The following is a 16,059-nucleotide window of genomic DNA, read 5'->3' as shown; positions in this document are numbered from 1 at the left end:
TGAGTCGAATAGGTCGCAATGTTTAATTCTTTGAGCATGGTGTGCACGATTGGTTACGTGCACACGATCTTGCGATATGTGAGAAGTCAGTTCAAGGCGAGTTCACCGCGTGCTTACGCCCGTTTTTCGGGGCCATTCAGTGCGCCAGATACTCTGTCCGGCAGCGCAGCGACTTGCCTCCGGATATCACCTTTGATAGAACTGAGAAATCAGAGGCAATGCCACATTGGTGGTGCTAAGTGACAGCTGCCCGAGTCTATCGGTCAGGCCGCTTTGTCGTTGGCCGTAGCGATTTGTTGTATTTCTTATTCGTCGTCATCAGGCAATTCGTCGCGCAAGCAATCCTTCAGCTCTTTGAGTGCCTCACTCAATCCGGTGGCAGATGCCAAGCTGCCCAAGAAATTGTTAATGATATCTATCCATTTCTTGAACGGCTTGTTCCACAGTTGGCGAACTCCCCCGGTTAGGCGCTCGCGCAAGGTGGCATTCGCTCTCGAGACCTGGCGCTCTTTGACACTCAGTTGGGCGCCATAAAACCCGGCTCGCTGGAAGTTCTGTCGCGGCGTCTGGTAGATCAACGTCTCGGGATGCGTCTCTCCTGAAGCCCCTGTATTGCGCAGAAAATCGTTGAGGTACTCGTTGATTGCGGCTCGCACGTCCGGTGTTCTATCACCATAGATGGCCTCCGCGTTCCTCTCGATTATTTCGAACGTAGCAATTGTGTCCATGAACATCCGGAGCACGCGATTCTGGACGTCCCGAAGATCATTGTCTGATAGCGGCATGGTTACTTCCCTTATGAAATACAAATCTGATATGTCCCACAAAACTGCGGAATCACATGGCGATTTGCTGGACGAAAGTGCACTCCATAGCAACCGATTAAATTCAGTAATAAAAGACTACGAATTGAGAAAACGCAAAGACCGACCGAATGAACGCCTCACCTTTATTTCAAAAAAACACTGACATGTTGAAGCAATAAGTCAGGCGCTTCCTCTGCAATGTAGTGCCCGCATGGCAGTGGTTCACCTGAGACGGCGTCTGCTATTTTTTTCCACTCATATAGCGGTTTGAAGCATTTGTGGACCACGCCTTGTTCACCCCACAACACCAACAGGGGCTGTGTCAGACGAAGCCCGGCGTTTAAATCGATACGGTCATGGTCCAAGTCGATACTTGCAGACGCGCGATAGTCCTCGCATATGCCATGCGCTGTACCGGGTAGTTCGAGGCAACGAACGTATTCTGCCAAAGCACGTGAATCAAACGGGGCCAATCCAGCGCTACGGCGTCCCATGACATCACGCACATAAGCAGCTGGATCGGACTCAATCAAACGCTCTGGCAGTGGCGCCGCCTGAATTAGAAAAAACCAGTGCCAATAGGCGCGCGCAAAAGCATCGGTCGTTTGTGCATACATCGCCAACGTCGGCGCTATATCCAGCAAAACCAGACGTTGAACTGCTTTTGTGTGATCCATCGCCAAGCGATGGGCTACTCGCGCACCGCGGTCATGCGCCAGGACGTCAAACTGCTCAAAACCAAAATGACGCATAACTTCCACCTGGTCCAAAGCCATCGTGCGTTTGGAGTAATTGCTGTGATCAGCCATACCCTTCGGCTTGGATGAGTCGCCATAGCCCCGCAAGTCCGTCATCACCACGGTGTGTGACTCTGCAAGTCGTGGCGCTACACGATGCCAAATAGCGTGGGTTTGCGGATGACCATGCAACAAGAGCATGGGAGGGCCTGAGCCACCAATGCGGGCCATGATTTGTACACCATTGACCTCGATGAGATGGGGTTCGAATTGGGGAAACAAGCTGTTCATGGCGGAGCGAATCGGTGGGGGTTTATTTTTCGTGTTGAGTTTAAACACGGGCTTTCATGCGAGCAGCAACATCCTTGAGCCATGGCTGCTGATTCCAATGCGTTTTTGCAAATGCATTGATCTCGTCCATGTAGCTCAAAGACATACCAACAACGTCAACGCCCTGAAGGAACATCTCTTGATGTCGCTTTGAAATCTCGAAGTTCATCGCGCGAAGACCCTCACATTTGACGTCAAGGTTTTCCACATCAATGACGATTTCAGGCGAGTCAGGCTTTTCTGCCAACTGCATCAGACCCTCAACGTGATCGGCGGGAAGGCTCACCAACAGCAATTGGTTGCCCATTGCATTCGAGTAGAAAATTTCGGCAAAACTCGGAGCGATGATGGCTTTGATGCCAAATTGAAGGAGTCCCCACACCGCATGTTCACGGCTTGAGCCGCAACCGAAATTCGAGCCCGCCAGGAGCACGCTGGATTTCGCGTATTGGGCCTGGTTCAGGACGAAGTCGGGTTTGATGCGGCCCTGGCTGTCGTAACGCAGGTCATACAGCAAGCCCTCCACCAGCCCGGATTTGTCGATACCCCGCAAAAACTGCTTGGGCATGATTTGGTCGGTATCGAGGTTGTCGATGCGGACTGGCGCAGCGTGTCCCCGGATGGTTTGAATGGTTGGCATATCAGCTCCCAAGGCGACGAACGTCGGTGATCTTTCCGGTCACAGCCGCCGCAGCAGCCATGGCAGGACTCATGAGGTGGGTGATGGCTCCGCGCCCCTGTCGGCCTTCAAAGTTTCGGTTGGTGGTGGAGGCGCAGCGCGTGCCTTCCGTCAACACGTCGTCATTCATGGCGAGGCACATGGAGCAACCGGGCTTGCGCCATTCAAATCCGGCAGAGATGAAGATTTGATCCAGGCCTTCTTTTTCGGCTTGTTGTTTCACAGCACCGGACCCCGGCACCACCATCGCCCGAACACCTGGGGCCACTCGCTGCCCGGAAACAACTTGCGCAGCCGCCCTGAGGTCTTCAATACGCGCATTGGTGCACGAACCAATGAAGACGTGTTGAATCGGCGTTCCTTCAATGGGCGCACCGGCTTGCAGCTTGGTATAGGCCAGCGCTTGTTCGGTACTGCGCTTGTTTTCCGGTGCTACCTCATTCGGCGCCGGGATGCGTCCAGAAATAGCCAGCACTTGGTCCGGACTGGTGCCCCAGGTGACATGCGGCTCAACATGCGTCGCATCGAATGTGTATTCGACTTCAAACCTGGCGTCCTTGTCGCTGTAAAGGTGCGTCCACTGCGCTAGCGCCTGCTCGCGGGTTTCACCCACGATGTCGGGGCACTTGGCCAACACGTAGTCAATTGAAACCGCATCCGGGGCAATCAGCGCACCACGGGCACCCGCTTCAACCGTCATGTTGCAAAGGGTGAAGCGGGCTTCAACGGACAAGGCCTGAATTGCCGATCCGCTGTACTCCACGACGAATCCGCGTGCGCCTTGGGCGCCGATCTGGCCAATGATCATCAAGATCAAATCTTTACTCGTTGTGCCGTGGGGTAGTAATCCATCCACGCGAATTCGCATGTTTTTAGCGGTCCGATACACCAGGGTCTGGGTCGCCAGAACATGCTCGACTTCGGAGGTACCGATGCCAAAACCCAGCGCCCCCAAGGCGCCATAGGTGGTGGTGTGGCTGTCGCCGCAAATCACCACCATGCCAGGGCGAATCATCCCGTGCTCGGGAGCCACCACGTGTTCGATACCCTGCATGGCATCGTTGGTGTCAAACAGGGGAATGCCATGCGTGGTGCAGTTTTTCGCGAGGTTCGTGGCTTGACGTGCTGACGCTGTGTCATGAATCACACGAATTGCCACCGAATGGGTTGGAATGATGTGACTGACAATAGCCACGTTTTGTCCTGGCATCGGCACGTTGCAATTGCGCTCATCCAGCCCCGTGAAGGCCTGCGGGCTGGTGTATTCATTCATCAAATGCAGGTCACAAAACAGAAGGATATTCTGCTCATCAATGACCCGTACCGTGTGGGCGTCAACCAGCTTTTGATAAAGCGTTTTAGCTTCGTTTTTATGGTTCAGTGCGCTCATTCTGAGGTGATCCCGCGTTCTTTCACGAGTTTTTTCCATACTGGCAATTCTTTTTCCAAACCGGCTGCAATATCGACGCTGCCACCCGGTGCATAGGGCACAACCAGCTTGATGGGTTTTTCAGGGTATTTGTTTTGAGCGAGCAGCGAGCCAGAGGCGATTAACAGGCTTGAAGCTAAAAAAATGTGTCGTTTCATCAGTGTCTCCTTTGCAGGTAGATTGATGCTAACAATAAACCCCTGTTTAATAATTTAATTAAAATCCATTCTTTATTTCTTAAAAATAAATAATGGATGCTTTTTCAGACATCGCGCTGTTTGCCCTCATCGTCAAGCTCGGCAACATGGCCGCTGCCGCCCAGGAGCTGGGAGTGACTCCGCCTGTGGTTACGCGCCGCTTGGCAAATCTTGAGAAGCGGTTGGGGGTTCGATTGATGAACCGAACGACACGCAAGATCAGTCTGACGCCAGAAGGCGAGGAATACTTGATGGAAGGGGTTCGGATTCTTGAAGAAATGAATGCACTCGAAGGCCGGGTTGGCGGAGGTAGCAAACAACCTCAAGGCACGGTTCGAATAGCGGCAACCTTGGGATTTGGGAGAACCCACATAGCGCCAGCGCTGTCGAAATTTATTAAACAGTACCCTCAGATTGATGTCCAGCTGCACCTGAGTGATCGTCCGGTCAATCTGGTCGATCAAGGATTTGATTTGATGATCAGGTTTGGCGACCTCACGGACAGCCGATTAACCGCACGTCTGCTGGCGAAAAACAGTCGCATACTTTGCGCGGCCCCGTCCTACCTGGCGGACAAAGGGGTGCCCTCTCATCCCAGAGATTTGGGCAAGCACAGCTGCATATTCATTCGGGAAGGTGACGAGACTTTTGGCACTTGGCACCTGCGCAACGGGTCTGAAATTGAGTCGATCAAAGTGCGTTCAAATCTCAGCACAAATGATGGAACCTCAGCGCTAGGCTGGGCGCTGGACGGACACGGAATCCTGATCCGCTCGCAGTGGGAGATAGCTAAAAGTCTGCGAGCCTTACAACTTGTTCCTGTGCTCCCCGAATGGAGCCACCCCTCGGCTGATATTTCTCTGATTTTCCAAGCTACCAAACAAACTCCAGCAAAGGTGAGAGTGCTGGTGGACTGGCTGCTCGATGAGTTCAAAATTCACAGAACGCCATCCAGAAATTTGTACGGAACCTGGTAGTCACCGCCCCCGATTCAACACCTTCGCCACCGGGTGATGCCGCAGCCTGAACGCATCGGGCATGCCTGAGCCCAGCAGGGGGCGCAGGTACATGCGAAAGGCATCGGTCACGTCGGTGCCGTTGAGGGTGATGAATTCGTCTTCCATCGTGCGGGTTTTGCCGGCCACGGCGTCCAGCGGCAGCAGTTCGTAGTCCACCGAATAGAAGCCGGTGCGCTTGATGGCCACCGAGCCATCGCGCGAGCCCCACATGGCGAACTGCACCGCCTTCTCGCCCACCTCACGCGCCTCGCGCTGGTCCACGTCCGACACGCAGCCAATGAAGGAGCGCTGCAGGTAGCCGAAGGTGTCGCCGCGCACGCGTTTGATGTTGAGTTTGGACTTGATCTCTTCACACAGCAAATCAGCCAGCGCGCCGTTGCCTGAGAGTTGCACGTTGCCGTGCGCGTCGTGCTCCAGGTCTTTGGCCAACAGCGCGGCAATGGGCGCACCGGATGCGTCGTGAATGCCTTCGGACACGGCAATCACACAGCGGCCATAACGCTCGTAGGTGGCTTTCACATCGGCCAAAAACTTCTCCAGCACAAAGGTGCGCTCGGGCAGGTAAATGAGGTGCGGGCCGTCATCGGGAAACTTCTTGCCCAGGGCGGATGCAGCGGTCAAAAAGCCGGCATGCCGCCCCATGACCACGCCCACGTACACGCCGGGCAAGGCCGCGTTGTCCAGGTTCGCCCCGGCAAAGGCCTGCGCCACAAAGCGTGCGGCGGACGGAAAGCCCGGCGTGTGGTCGTTGCCCACCAGGTCGTTGTCAATCGTTTTGGGAATGTGAATGCAGCGCAGCGGGTAGCCCGCCTTTTGCGCCTCCAGGCTGACGATGCGCACGGTGTCGGATGAGTCGTTGCCGCCGATGTAGAAAAAGTGCCCGATCTCGTGCGCCTGCAGCACCTTGAAGATTTCCTGGCAGTAGGCCACGTCGGGCTTGTCACGCGTGGAGCCGAGCGCGCTCGACGGTGTGTTGGCCACGGCCTCCAGGTTGTGGCTGGTCTCCTGCGTGAGGTCCACAAAGTCTTCATTCACGATGCCGCGCACGCCGTGGCGCGCGCCGTAGATGTGTTCTACCTGCGTGAAGCGCCGCGCCTCCAACGCCACGCCCACCAGCGACTGGTTGATGACGGCGGTCGGGCCGCCGCCCTGGGCGACAAGAATTTTTCCGGAAGACATGCATGGACTCCTTGGCTGTGAATGGCTGGTTGAATCGTCGCCGCCATTGTGCCCAGGTTGTCAGCGCCTGGCGAGGTGAATACCTGCCAGCATGCAGCGCACGGAGCCGCCTGCGAGTTCAATGATCGGCACCGCCAGTTCAAGCACGCGGGCGCTGCGCTCGATCACGGCCACCTGCGCCGGGGTCAGGCTGGCCCGGGCGCGCGAGGACATGGCCAACAGGCGACCGTCGCGGCCCGTCAGCTCCAGCGCGTTGCCTGCAAACTCGGCAATCTGCGCATTGCTGAGCGCGATGACGTCGCGCCCCGAGGCTGTGAGCCGGGCATGGATTTCAGCGCGACGCGCGGGGTCTTGCATCAGCTCAATCCCCACCATCGCAAAGTCGGTGGCCACACACATGAGCACATTGGTGTGGTAGACCGCCTGGCCTGCTTCGTTGGCGGCGTCAAACACCATGGGCTCAAAATTGAAGTGCGTGGCAAACCGCTCCAGCGCCACCGCGTGCGCCCGGTTGGAGCGCGAGGTGTAGGCAATGCGCTCCACGTGGTCCAGCACCATGGCGCCCGTGCCTTCCAAAAACAGGCCATCCGCCTCCAGACCGGAATAGTCGATGACGTCCTGCACCCGGTAGTCGGCCTTGAGCATCTCGATGACATCGTGGCGGCGCTCACGGCGCCGGTTGGCCGAGTACATCGGGTACAGCGCCACATGGCCACCGGCGTGGGTACTGAACCAATTGTTGGGGAATACCGAGTCGGGTGTGTCGCGCTCGCCAGTGTCCTCAAACAGGTGGACGCGAACACCATGGTGCTCCAGCATGGCTGCGGCGGTGGTGACCTCGTCATGGGCCAGCGCCGCCAGCGCGGGCGCCTCGCCCTGCGGGTGGGCGCGCTGAAAACTGTTGTCGGCCGCGGTCTGCGGGTTGGGGGTGAAGGCGTGCGGGCGAATCATGACCACGGCGGACGGGGCCTGAACAGAACGGATGGAGGGCATGGGGTTTTCCAGTGTGGGATTGAACAGCCCCGGGTGGGTTCGGGGTGGTTTCAATTTTTCTTCAAGGTGATGCCAAACAAAAGAGCAGCTATTGACACTTGTTGCCCATTTTTTATTCACAATGCAACATCCGAGATAGCAATTTGAAAGACCTGAACCCCATGGATGACACCGACCGTGAACTCATTGGCCTGCTGCGCGACAACGCCCGCACCCCCGTGGTGTCGCTGGCCCAGAAGCTGCGCGTGGCCCGCGCCACCGTGCAAAACCGGCTGGCGCGCCTGGAGAAAGACGGCACGATTCTGGGCTACACCCTGCGGCTCAAGCCCGCTGCCGAGGGACCGCGCGTGCGCGCCCTGATGACCGTGGCGGTGGAGGGCAACCGCGCGGCGGAGGTGATCCAGACGCTGCGGGGGCACCCCAATGTCAGCGCGCTGCACACCACCAATGGGCGCTGGGACATCGTGGCCGAGTTGCGGACCGACACGCTGGAGGAGTTTGACCGCGTGCTCAACGCGATTCGCCGCATCAGCGGCATCGCCACCACCGAGACCAGCATTCTGCTGTCAACCCACAAGGTGTAACACCGGGCTTGCGAAGGTGGCGCCGTCAAAAAAACGTGCATTTTTGCAAGCGCACATCGGGCTGATTGGTTAACCTATCCTCCAGTCCACTTGAACCGGAGCGGTCATGAAAACCAAAGACTTGATACTGGCAGCCCATGTGCGCGATCTGGCCGCCGAGTTGCGCCAGCAGCACGCGTACAGCACCAAAAAAGAGATGGATGCCCGCTTGCCCGTCGACCAGCACGAGACGCTTGAAGACTTTCTGGAGAAGTACCGGGCCGCCCACCCGATCACCAAGTTTGTGCCCGAAGCCATGCAGAAGCTGGAGAAGGTGTCTGAGGTCATCAAAGCCTACCGACATACGCACCCCAAGGGGTAAGGCCCGTCCAACCGACAACTTTCGACAGGCTATTGTCAATTGACAAAAGTTTGTCAAAATCGGTCACATGAGCGATTTGACAGACCCCTGGCACTTTTCCCGGCCCGACCTGGCGCAGGCCTACCTGCAGGGCTTTGACCTCGGGCTGACCTCGGCACGCGGGCTGTTTGCGCGGCGGCGCATGGGCAAGAGCGAGTTTTTGAAACACGACCTGCTGCCCGCCGCCTTGCATGCGGGTTACCTGGCAGCCTACGTCAACCTGTGGGACGACACCGAACACCCCGGCCAAGCGCTGGCCACCGCCATTCTGCTGGCGACCCAGCCCACCGGTCTGGGCAAGTTCTGGGAAGACCTGAACACCCCCATTCGCAAACTCAAAGGCGGCGGCAAACTGCCGCTGGGCATTGAGGGCTCGCTGGAACTGGACCTGGCGGACAAAGAAAAAGCGGCGGTGCCCGCCATCCAGGCCGCGCTGCAGGCGGCCGACAAAGCCAAGAAACGCCTGCTGCTGGTCATTGACGAGGCCCAGGTGCTGGCTGCGCCCGAACACAAGGCCGTGGCCCACTCGCTGCGTGCGGGGCTGGACATCCGCAAGGCGGGGATCAAGGTGCTGTTTGCGGGCTCGTCCGAGGCGGCCTTGCGCGAGATGTTTTCCCGCTCAGCGGCGCCGTTTTACAACTGGGCGCCACTGGAGCCCTTTCCCCTGCTGGGATGCGAGTTTGTGCAGGCCATGGTGCGCCAGCTCAGCCTGGTGGCCAAAAATCCCCTGGGCCTGGAAGACGCCCTGCACGCTTTTAACGCGCTGAAGGAAAACCCCGAATTTTTCCGCTGGTACATCGAGCGCTACCTGATGTACCAGCAGCACGGGCCGGAACAGGCACTGCAGTACACGCTGGCACGGGTGCATGACGACACGGGCTACGCCAGGGTGTGGAAGGAACTCAGCCGCGCCGACCGCGCCGTGCTGCTGCTGGCCGCACGCGGTGTGCAAGACCTGTACAGCGCACAGGCACTCAAGCAACTACAGGACCTGCTGGAACTGCCCGATGTCACCACCAGCGCGCCCCGCACCTCCATTCGGCGGCTCACCGGCATCAAGCTGCAATTGATGGCGCGCGTGGACCACGGGGCCTACCGCTTTGAAGACCCCGAGTTCCAGACTTGGGTCACTGCGCGGCGAACGATTGACTGAACCGGTCATCCATATTGCTATATTATTGATAGCTACTATCGCACGATACACCTGGGCTACAGCCCGATTTCTTATAAATTTTCTGTTTTTTGATCCGAACCGACCCATGAAGCACACACGACACCTCGGCGCCCTCCTCCTGACGCTGCTGCTGGGCGCTTGCGCCACCGCCATCAAGACCAGCGAGACCACCGGTGAGCAGTCGCTGGCGTTTCAAAGCATGGCCTTGCACCCGGCCAACGGCGGGCAACTGGTCAACCTGGACGCGCTGCAGCCCGGGGACATCATCCTCACGGCCGACAACGGTTTGAACTCGGCGGGCATCCGTCTGGTCACGCTCTCGCCGGTCAGCCATGCGGCCGTTTACCTGGCCAATGGGCAGGTGGCCGAGGCCGTGGGCTCGGGCATTCGCATGCGCTCCATGCGCGAACTGGTGTCTGATGAAGTGACGGTCGTGGCGTTTCGGCATCCGGGCATCACGGCCACGCATGTGGACCGCATGGACACCTTTGTGGCACAGCATGTGGGGCAAAAATACAACTACGTCGGGGTCATGCTGCAGGCGCCTTTTGCCCTGGAACGGCGGGCCTGCGAGTTGCCCCTGGTGCCCGCGCTGGTGCGCGACTTTTGCATTCGGGGCGTGGCGGCCGTGCAGTTGGGCTTGGGCCGCAACGACCAGTTCTTTTGCTCCCAGTTCATTCTGGAGGCCTACCGCAGCGCCGGTTTGCCGCTGACCGATGCCGACCCGCGCCTGATCAACCCCGGGGACCTGCTGCACATGCGCGAGGGCGATGTGCCCTCGGTCCGCATCCACCAAGCGCTGCAGTATGTGGGGCACCTGAAATCGCCGCCCCCCATCTTCGCTTTGAACCAAACAGGCCTGTAGCCCAGGTGGTCCGTGCGGGAGTAGCTATTAATAATATAGCAACTGGGTTGGACATAACCTGCTGACCAACCCGGTCGGCAACTCCGTTAATTACCGAGATGCATGGTGAACTTCGCCCCATTGGACAACTGGCACTGCCCGGTGCCTAGCGTGGCCGAGTTCATCTGGTAGCGGCAGTTGATAAAACTGCCCCGGTTACCCGCCCCGTTGGCCAGACCGTCGCGTGACGAACCGGCCACCCGGGTCGCTTCACCCGTGAAGTTTTCACCGTTGATGGCCGTGCTGAAAGTGCCCCGCCCATTGAGGTCATTGGTGACCACCGCGCTTACCATGCCGTAGGCCGACGCCATCTCATTGGCCGGGTACAGCCGCGCGGCGAAGGTCATGGGTGCCGGTGGCGCCATGGGCACGTAAACCACGGGTGCGGCAGCTTGCGTGGGGTGAATCGGCACCACGTAGCAGCCGGTTAACAAGGCGACCACCGAGGCCATGGCACCGATCACAGTGGCACCACGAACCAGGCGTAACACGCGGGGAGCGCGGGGGCTGGCGTTGATCAAAGACTTCATATATTTCCAGGTGACCCAAGCACATGCTTGTAGGTGCACTTTGCGCGAGGGGCGCTGAAAAGTCTCTTAATTCAACGCAAGTATATTGACCAACGACTTAACGTATCAAAATTCAATACCATCAGACGACTGACGCGGTGGAGAAATTCAACGGTTCAACAATTCAGCCACGCGCAGGCGCAGGGTCTCGGTTTGTACGTCGCCAGCACGGATGGGCGTGCCCACGTTCAGCCCCACACGGCTGAACGCGCCGCGACGAAACGGCCGCACCATCGCGCCACCCTGTTCGATGCGGCTGAAGAAAGACCCCCAGAGATTGGTCAGCGCCATCGGGATCACGGGCACCGATTGGCGTTCCAGAATCTTCATGATGCCGAGCCGAAACTCCTGCAGCGTGCCATCCTTGGTGATGCCGCCTTCGGGAAAGATCGCGAGCAGATCACCATCTTTCAGCATCTGGGCTGCAGCTTCAAACGCCGCCTCGTAGGCTACCGGGTCTTCAGCACGCGGTGCAATCGGAATGGCCTTGGCCAGGCGGAACAACCAGCCCAGCACCGGCACCCGAAAAATGCGGTGGTCCATCAGAAAGTAAATCGGGCGCGGGCTGGCCGCCATCAACAACACGGCGTCGATAAAACTCACGTGGTTGCAGGCCAGAATGGCCGCGCCCTGGGTCGGAATGTTCTCATCGCCCGTCACCTTGAAGCGGTAGATAAAGTGCGACAGCACCCAGGCCACGAAGCGCAGCAAATACTCGGGCACCAGCATGAAGATGTAGAACGCCACCACCGCATTGGCCAGGCCGGTGAACAAGAATATTTGCGGAATGGTGAAGCCGCTTTTGAGCAACATGCCAGCTATCAGCGAGCTGGCAATCATGAACAAGGCATTCAGAATATTGTTGGCCGCGATGATGCGGGCCCGGTGCGTGGGCTGGCTGCGCAGCTGGATGAGTGCATACATGGGCACGCTGTACAAACCGGCAAACAGGCTGAGCAAGGCCAGGTCAGCCATCACGCGCCAGTGGGCGGGCTGGGCCAGAAAGGCACCCAGGCTCATCACGTCCGAGGGCGGCAGCCCGCGCGCGGCAAAGTACAAATCCACCGCGAACACACTCATGCCGATGGCTCCCAGCGGCACCAGGCCAATCTCCACATGGCGGCGGCTGAACACCTCGCACAACAAAGAGCCGGTGCCAATGCCGATGGAGAAAACCACCAGCAAGAGTGAGGCGACCTGCTCGTTGCCATGCAGCACTTCTTTGGCAAAACTGGGGAACTGGCTCAAAAACACAGCGCCAAAAAACCACATCCAGCTGATGCCCAGCAGCGAGCGAAACACCACCGGGTTGCCATGCGCCAACTGGAGGTTGCGCCAGGTCTCGGTGACCGGGTTCCAGTTGATTTTGAGCCCCGGGTCGGTGGCCGGTGCGGCGGGAATGTAGCCCGCCACCCAGCGCCCCAGCAGGGCCAGTACCACGCAGCCGATCGCCACGTCACGGTGGCCGGTGCCCGGAATGGCGACCAGCAGGCCGCCCGCAATGTTGCCCAGCAGAATGGCCACAAAGGTGCCCATCTCCACCATGCCGTTGCCCCCCGTGAGTTCCCGCTCGGACAGCACTTGCGGCAGGTAGGCAAACTTCACCGGGCCAAACAGGGTGGAGTGCAAGCCCATCAAAAAGGTGCAGCCCAGCAGAATGAACACGTTGTCCGTCATGAAGCCCCACGCGGCCAACAGCATGATGGCGACCTCCAGGTTTTTGACAAAGCGGATCATGGACGTCTTGTCGTACTTGTCGGTGAGCTGGCCGCTGGTGGCGCTGAACAACAAAAACGGCAGGATGAACAAGGCACCAATCACCAGACCCGCCATGGCAGGCGGCAACCAGCCCACGCTGAGCTGGTAGGTCACCATCACCGTGAAGGCGAACTTGAACAGGTTGTCGTTGGCCGCGCCGGAGAACTGTGTCCAGAAAAACGGTGCGAAGCGGCGTTGGCCAAGCAGCGTGAACTGGTTGGGGTGGGCGTGGGTTTCAGAGGTCACAAAATCTCCCGTTTCGTTGTTATTCATGGGGGTCACACCTGCACGCCAGAGGGGAGTGATGGCAAAGACCGCGCGCTATTGTGCACGGCGTCAATGACGGACAAATTGAAAGCCGCAAAGGCGCGATGCAAGAGATGCCAGGCCGATGGAATTGCAGTCAGCAGCAAGCGGGTCTCCAAACGGGTCAGCGGATTGATCACAACGGTGTCCTTGAAAAATGGGTTGATCGCAGTGTGTTTCTGCAGGCGCCTGAAAAGGACCGGATTCAGAGCAAGAATTTTAAAATTAGACAAAAGGTATCGATAATCGATACCCATGAGCACCACCGCCGACCTCGTCATCGCCCTCAAGAAGGAACTCAAAGCGGCGCAGATGACCTATGCCGACCTGGCCCAGGCCTTGGGCATGGCGGAGTCCAGCGTGAAGCGCATGTTGAGTCAGGGCGACATGTCGCTGTCGCGCATCGACGCCATCTGCCGTGCGCTGAAACTCGACTTTGCCGACCTGGCGCGCCGTGTTGCCGACGCCCAGCCCCTGTTGGCCGAGTTGACCCAGGAGCAGGAACGCGCCGTGGTGGCCGACAAAAAACTGTTGCTGGTGGCCATTTGCGTGCTGAGCCAGTGGACGCTGGAGCAAATGGTGACCAGCTACCGGCTCAGCGAGGCCGAGGGCATCAAGTACCTGGCGCAGCTGGACCGTATCAACATCATTGAATTGCGTCCCATGAACCGTTACCGGCTCAAGCTGGCCAAGGCCTTTCGCTGGCGGCCGCAGGGGCCGGTCATGAACTACTTTCGCGAGAACGCCCTGCTCGACTATTTTTCTGGCGGCTTTGACGGCGCCGGTGAAGGCCTGCTGCTGGTTCACGGTTCGGTCAGCCGCAGCCTGGCACCCTCGTTCATGGAGCGGCTGCAGCGTGTGGCCCAGGATTTCTCGCAGCAGCACCTGGCAGACCAGAAGCTGGCCGAGAAGGACCGCCAGGGTTACACCTTGCTGTTGGGCATGCGCAGCTGGGAGCTGGAAGCGTTTGCCCAGCTGCGCCGCTGAGCTGCACGGGTTGGGGGCTACAGAACCCGGGCGTGATGCAACAAATGGTCCGCCATGAAGGTGGCGATGAAGTAGTACCCATGGTCATACCCCGCATGGCGACGCAGCGTCAGGGACTGCCCGGCCTTCGCACAGGCGGCTTCAAACAAATGCGGGTGCAATTGCGTGGGCAAAAACTTGTCCGCCAGCCCCTGGTCGATCAGGATGCCGCCCGGAAACGGCGCCGAACTGCGCGCGCTCATCAAGGCACTGGCATCGTGCGCCGCCCAGCTTGCGACGTCAGCCCCCAGGTAACCCGCCAACGCTTTCTCGCCCCACGGACACTGCGCAGGCGCGCAAATGGGCGCAAAGGCCGAGACCGACTTGAACAGCGCCGGGTGCTTCAAGGCCAATGTCAGGGCCCCATGCCCGCCCATGGAGTGGCCAAAAATGCCCACGCGTCCGCCATCGACTGGCAGCGCCTGCGTCACCAGCGGCAGCAGCTCGGCGGTGATGTAGCTTTCCATGCGGTAGTGCTGTGACCACGGCGCCTGGGTGGCGTCCAGGTAAAACCCGGCGCCCACGCCAAAGTCCCAGCTGTCGGCCTCGCCGGGCACACCCGCGCCGCGCGGACTGGTGTCCGGGCAAATGAGGGCCAGCCCCAGTTCGGCCGCCATGCGCTGGGCACCGGCTTTGACCATGAAGGTTTCTTCCGTGCAGGTGAGCCCGGCCAGGTAGACCAGCGCAGGCACCTTGGCATGCGCTGCCTGGGGCGGCAGGTACACCGAGAAGCGCATGGACAAGCCAATCTCCCGTGAGGCGTGCTGGTAAAAGCGCTGCACACCGCCAAAGCAGGCGTGCTCGCTGACCAACTCCAGGGCCGCCATCAGAACAGCACCACGCCGCGAATCGACTCACCACTCTTCATCAACTCAAAGCCTTTGTTGATGTCTTCCAGCGGCATGGTGTGGGTAATCAGGTCGTCAATGTTGATCTTGCCTTCCATGTACCAGTCCACGATCTTGGGCACGTCGGTGCGGCCACGGGCGCCGCCAAAGGCTGAGCCTTCCCACTTGCGGCCCGTGACCAACTGGAACGGCCGGGTACTGATTTCAGCCCCCGCTTCAGCCACGCCGATGATGATGCTGCGGCCCCAGCCCTTGTGCGTGCATTCCAGCGCCTGACGCATCACCTGGGTGTTGCCGATGCACTCAAAGCTGTAGTCGGCCCCGCCGTCAGTCAACTGAACAATGGCATCCACCACGTTGTCGACTTCCTTGGGATTGATAAAATGCGTCATGCCGAACTTGCGCGCCATCTCCTGGCGCGCCGGGTTGATGTCGACGCCGATGATCTTGTCGGCGCCCACCATCTTCGCGCCCTGGATCACATTCAGACCAATGCCACCCAGGCCGAACACGACCACGTTGGCGCCCGCCTCCACCTTGGCAGTGAACAGCACCGCACCAATGCCGGTGGTGACGCCGCAGCCGATATAGCAGACCTTGTCAAACGGCGCGTCTTCACGAATCTTGGCCAGCGAGATCTCGGGCGCCACGGTGTAGTTGCTGAAAGTGCTGGTGCCCATGTAATGAAAGATGGGTTCGCCGTTCAGGCTGAAGCGGCTGGTGGCATCGGGCATCAGGCCCTTGCCCTGCGTGCCGCGAATGAGCTGGCACAGGTTGGTCTTGCGCGAGAGGCAGAACTTGCACTGGCGGCACTCGGGGGTGTAGAGCGGAATGACGTGGTCCCCCTTCTTGAGGGTGGTGACACCGGGGCCGACATCCACCACAATGCCCGCGCCTTCATGGCCCAGGATGGCCGGAAAGATGCCTTCGGGGTCGGCACCGGAGAGCGTGTAGTAGTCGGTGTGGCAAATGCCGGTGGCTTTGATCTCAACCAGCACTTCACCAAACTTGGGGCCTTGCAGGTCCACGGTTTCGATGGTCAGGGGTTGGCCTGCTTTCCAGGCAACGGCGGCTTTCGTTTTCATGGGAATGGTTCTCTTGGTGGGTTAAGCAAATGGGAC

18 protein-coding genes are annotated in these 16,059 nt (G+C 59.1%); 6 read left to right on the top strand and 12 right to left on the bottom strand.

Going from position 1 to position 16,059, the window contains the following annotated elements; genetic code table 11:
- Positions 1-305: 305 nt before the first annotated feature.
- From AC097N_RS14435 to AC097N_RS14415, 5 genes are all read right to left on the bottom strand, one after another.
- Positions 306-785 (bottom strand): hypothetical protein, encoded by a 480-nt coding sequence (locus AC097N_RS14435; protein ID WP_479582038.1) that lies wholly within the window; start codon positions 783-785, stop codon positions 306-308.
- A 164-nt stretch (positions 786-949) separates the two neighbouring features.
- Positions 950-1,834: an alpha/beta fold hydrolase gene (locus tag AC097N_RS14430; RefSeq protein WP_479582036.1), complete on the bottom strand. Its 885-nt coding sequence runs from the start codon at positions 1,832-1,834 to the stop codon at positions 950-952.
- 40 nt (positions 1,835-1,874) lie between these two features.
- On the bottom strand, positions 1,875-2,513 hold the full coding sequence (gene leuD, locus AC097N_RS14425; protein WP_479582034.1) for a 3-isopropylmalate dehydratase small subunit: 639 nt from the start codon (positions 2,511-2,513) through the stop codon (positions 1,875-1,877).
- Between the two features lies 1 nt (position 2,514).
- A complete protein-coding gene (leuC, locus tag AC097N_RS14420) occupies positions 2,515-3,942 on the bottom strand; it encodes a 3-isopropylmalate dehydratase large subunit (protein ID WP_479582032.1) in 1,428 nt (475 codons plus the stop codon).
- Complete coding sequence (locus AC097N_RS14415; protein ID WP_479582030.1) at positions 3,939-4,139, bottom strand: hypothetical protein; 201 nt, start codon at positions 4,137-4,139, stop codon at positions 3,939-3,941. Before AC097N_RS14415 ends, leuC begins: the two co-directional genes overlap by 4 nt.
- 92 nt (positions 4,140-4,231) lie before the next feature.
- Between AC097N_RS14415 and AC097N_RS14410 the strand changes: the two genes are divergently transcribed.
- Positions 4,232-5,155, top strand: coding sequence for a LysR family transcriptional regulator (locus tag AC097N_RS14410; protein WP_479582029.1), 924 nt, complete (start codon positions 4,232-4,234; stop codon positions 5,153-5,155).
- Here the strand turns inward: AC097N_RS14410 and AC097N_RS14405 are convergent, their stop codons facing one another.
- Both AC097N_RS14405 and ctlX read right to left on the bottom strand, forming a co-directional pair.
- Positions 5,156-6,376, bottom strand: a complete 1,221-nt coding sequence (locus tag AC097N_RS14405; protein WP_479582027.1) for a 6-phosphofructokinase — start codon at positions 6,374-6,376, stop codon at positions 5,156-5,158. It abuts the gene before it with no gap.
- A 60-nt stretch (positions 6,377-6,436) separates the two neighbouring features.
- The gene (ctlX, locus tag AC097N_RS14400) at positions 6,437-7,369 is read right to left on the bottom strand and encodes a citrulline utilization hydrolase CtlX (protein ID WP_479582026.1); all 933 of its coding nucleotides are present in this window, start codon (positions 7,367-7,369) and stop codon (positions 6,437-6,439) included.
- A gap of 161 nt (positions 7,370-7,530) precedes the next feature.
- On the opposite strand from ctlX, the gene AC097N_RS14395 reads away from it, so the two are divergent.
- The 4 genes from AC097N_RS14395 to AC097N_RS14380 all read left to right on the top strand — a co-directional run bounded on the left by AC097N_RS14395 (position 7,531) and on the right by AC097N_RS14380 (position 10,392).
- Complete coding sequence (locus AC097N_RS14395) at positions 7,531-7,953, top strand: Lrp/AsnC family transcriptional regulator (protein WP_479582024.1); 423 nt, start codon at positions 7,531-7,533, stop codon at positions 7,951-7,953.
- Between the two features lie 106 nt (positions 7,954-8,059).
- Entirely contained in the window at positions 8,060-8,314 is a 255-nt protein-coding gene (locus AC097N_RS14390) for a hypothetical protein (protein WP_479582023.1), read from the top strand.
- A 67-nt stretch (positions 8,315-8,381) separates the two neighbouring features.
- A complete protein-coding gene (locus AC097N_RS14385; protein ID WP_479582021.1) occupies positions 8,382-9,506 on the top strand; it encodes an ATP-binding protein in 1,125 nt (374 codons plus the stop codon).
- A gap of 106 nt (positions 9,507-9,612) precedes the next feature.
- Entirely contained in the window at positions 9,613-10,392 is a 780-nt protein-coding gene (locus tag AC097N_RS14380) for a C40 family peptidase (protein WP_479582019.1), read from the top strand.
- Between the two features lie 86 nt (positions 10,393-10,478).
- Here the strand turns inward: AC097N_RS14380 and AC097N_RS14375 are convergent, their stop codons facing one another.
- The 3 genes from AC097N_RS14375 to AC097N_RS14365 all read right to left on the bottom strand — a co-directional run bounded on the left by AC097N_RS14375 (position 10,479) and on the right by AC097N_RS14365 (position 13,321).
- Positions 10,479-10,961 (bottom strand): hypothetical protein, encoded by a 483-nt coding sequence (locus AC097N_RS14375; protein ID WP_479582018.1) that lies wholly within the window; start codon positions 10,959-10,961, stop codon positions 10,479-10,481.
- 147 nt (positions 10,962-11,108) lie between these two features.
- Complete coding sequence (locus AC097N_RS14370; RefSeq protein ID WP_479582016.1) at positions 11,109-13,031, bottom strand: MFS transporter; 1,923 nt, start codon at positions 13,029-13,031, stop codon at positions 11,109-11,111.
- Between the two features lie 5 nt (positions 13,032-13,036).
- Positions 13,037-13,321: a hypothetical protein gene (locus tag AC097N_RS14365; protein WP_479582014.1), complete on the bottom strand. Its 285-nt coding sequence runs from the start codon at positions 13,319-13,321 to the stop codon at positions 13,037-13,039.
- On the opposite strand from AC097N_RS14365, the gene AC097N_RS14360 reads away from it, so the two are divergent.
- Positions 13,320-14,051: a helix-turn-helix domain-containing protein gene (locus AC097N_RS14360; RefSeq protein WP_479582012.1), complete on the top strand. Its 732-nt coding sequence runs from the start codon at positions 13,320-13,322 to the stop codon at positions 14,049-14,051. The two genes, AC097N_RS14365 and AC097N_RS14360, sit on opposite strands and share 2 nt — an antisense overlap.
- 17 nt (positions 14,052-14,068) lie before the next feature.
- Here AC097N_RS14360 and fghA read toward each other — a convergent pair whose 3' ends face one another.
- Both fghA and AC097N_RS14350 read right to left on the bottom strand, forming a co-directional pair.
- Complete coding sequence (gene fghA, locus AC097N_RS14355) at positions 14,069-14,917, bottom strand: S-formylglutathione hydrolase (RefSeq protein WP_479582010.1); 849 nt, start codon at positions 14,915-14,917, stop codon at positions 14,069-14,071.
- On the bottom strand, positions 14,917-16,023 hold the full coding sequence (locus AC097N_RS14350; RefSeq protein ID WP_479582008.1) for an S-(hydroxymethyl)glutathione dehydrogenase/class III alcohol dehydrogenase: 1,107 nt from the start codon (positions 16,021-16,023) through the stop codon (positions 14,917-14,919). Before AC097N_RS14350 ends, fghA begins: the two co-directional genes overlap by 1 nt.
- Between the last annotated feature and the right edge of the window lie 36 nt (positions 16,024-16,059).

It is taken from the genome of Rhodoferax sp. LS1R11 (genome assembly GCF_056521395.1).
Note: the sequence above shows the minus strand (reverse complement) of the source record. Positions and strands in the feature narration are given on the sequence as shown.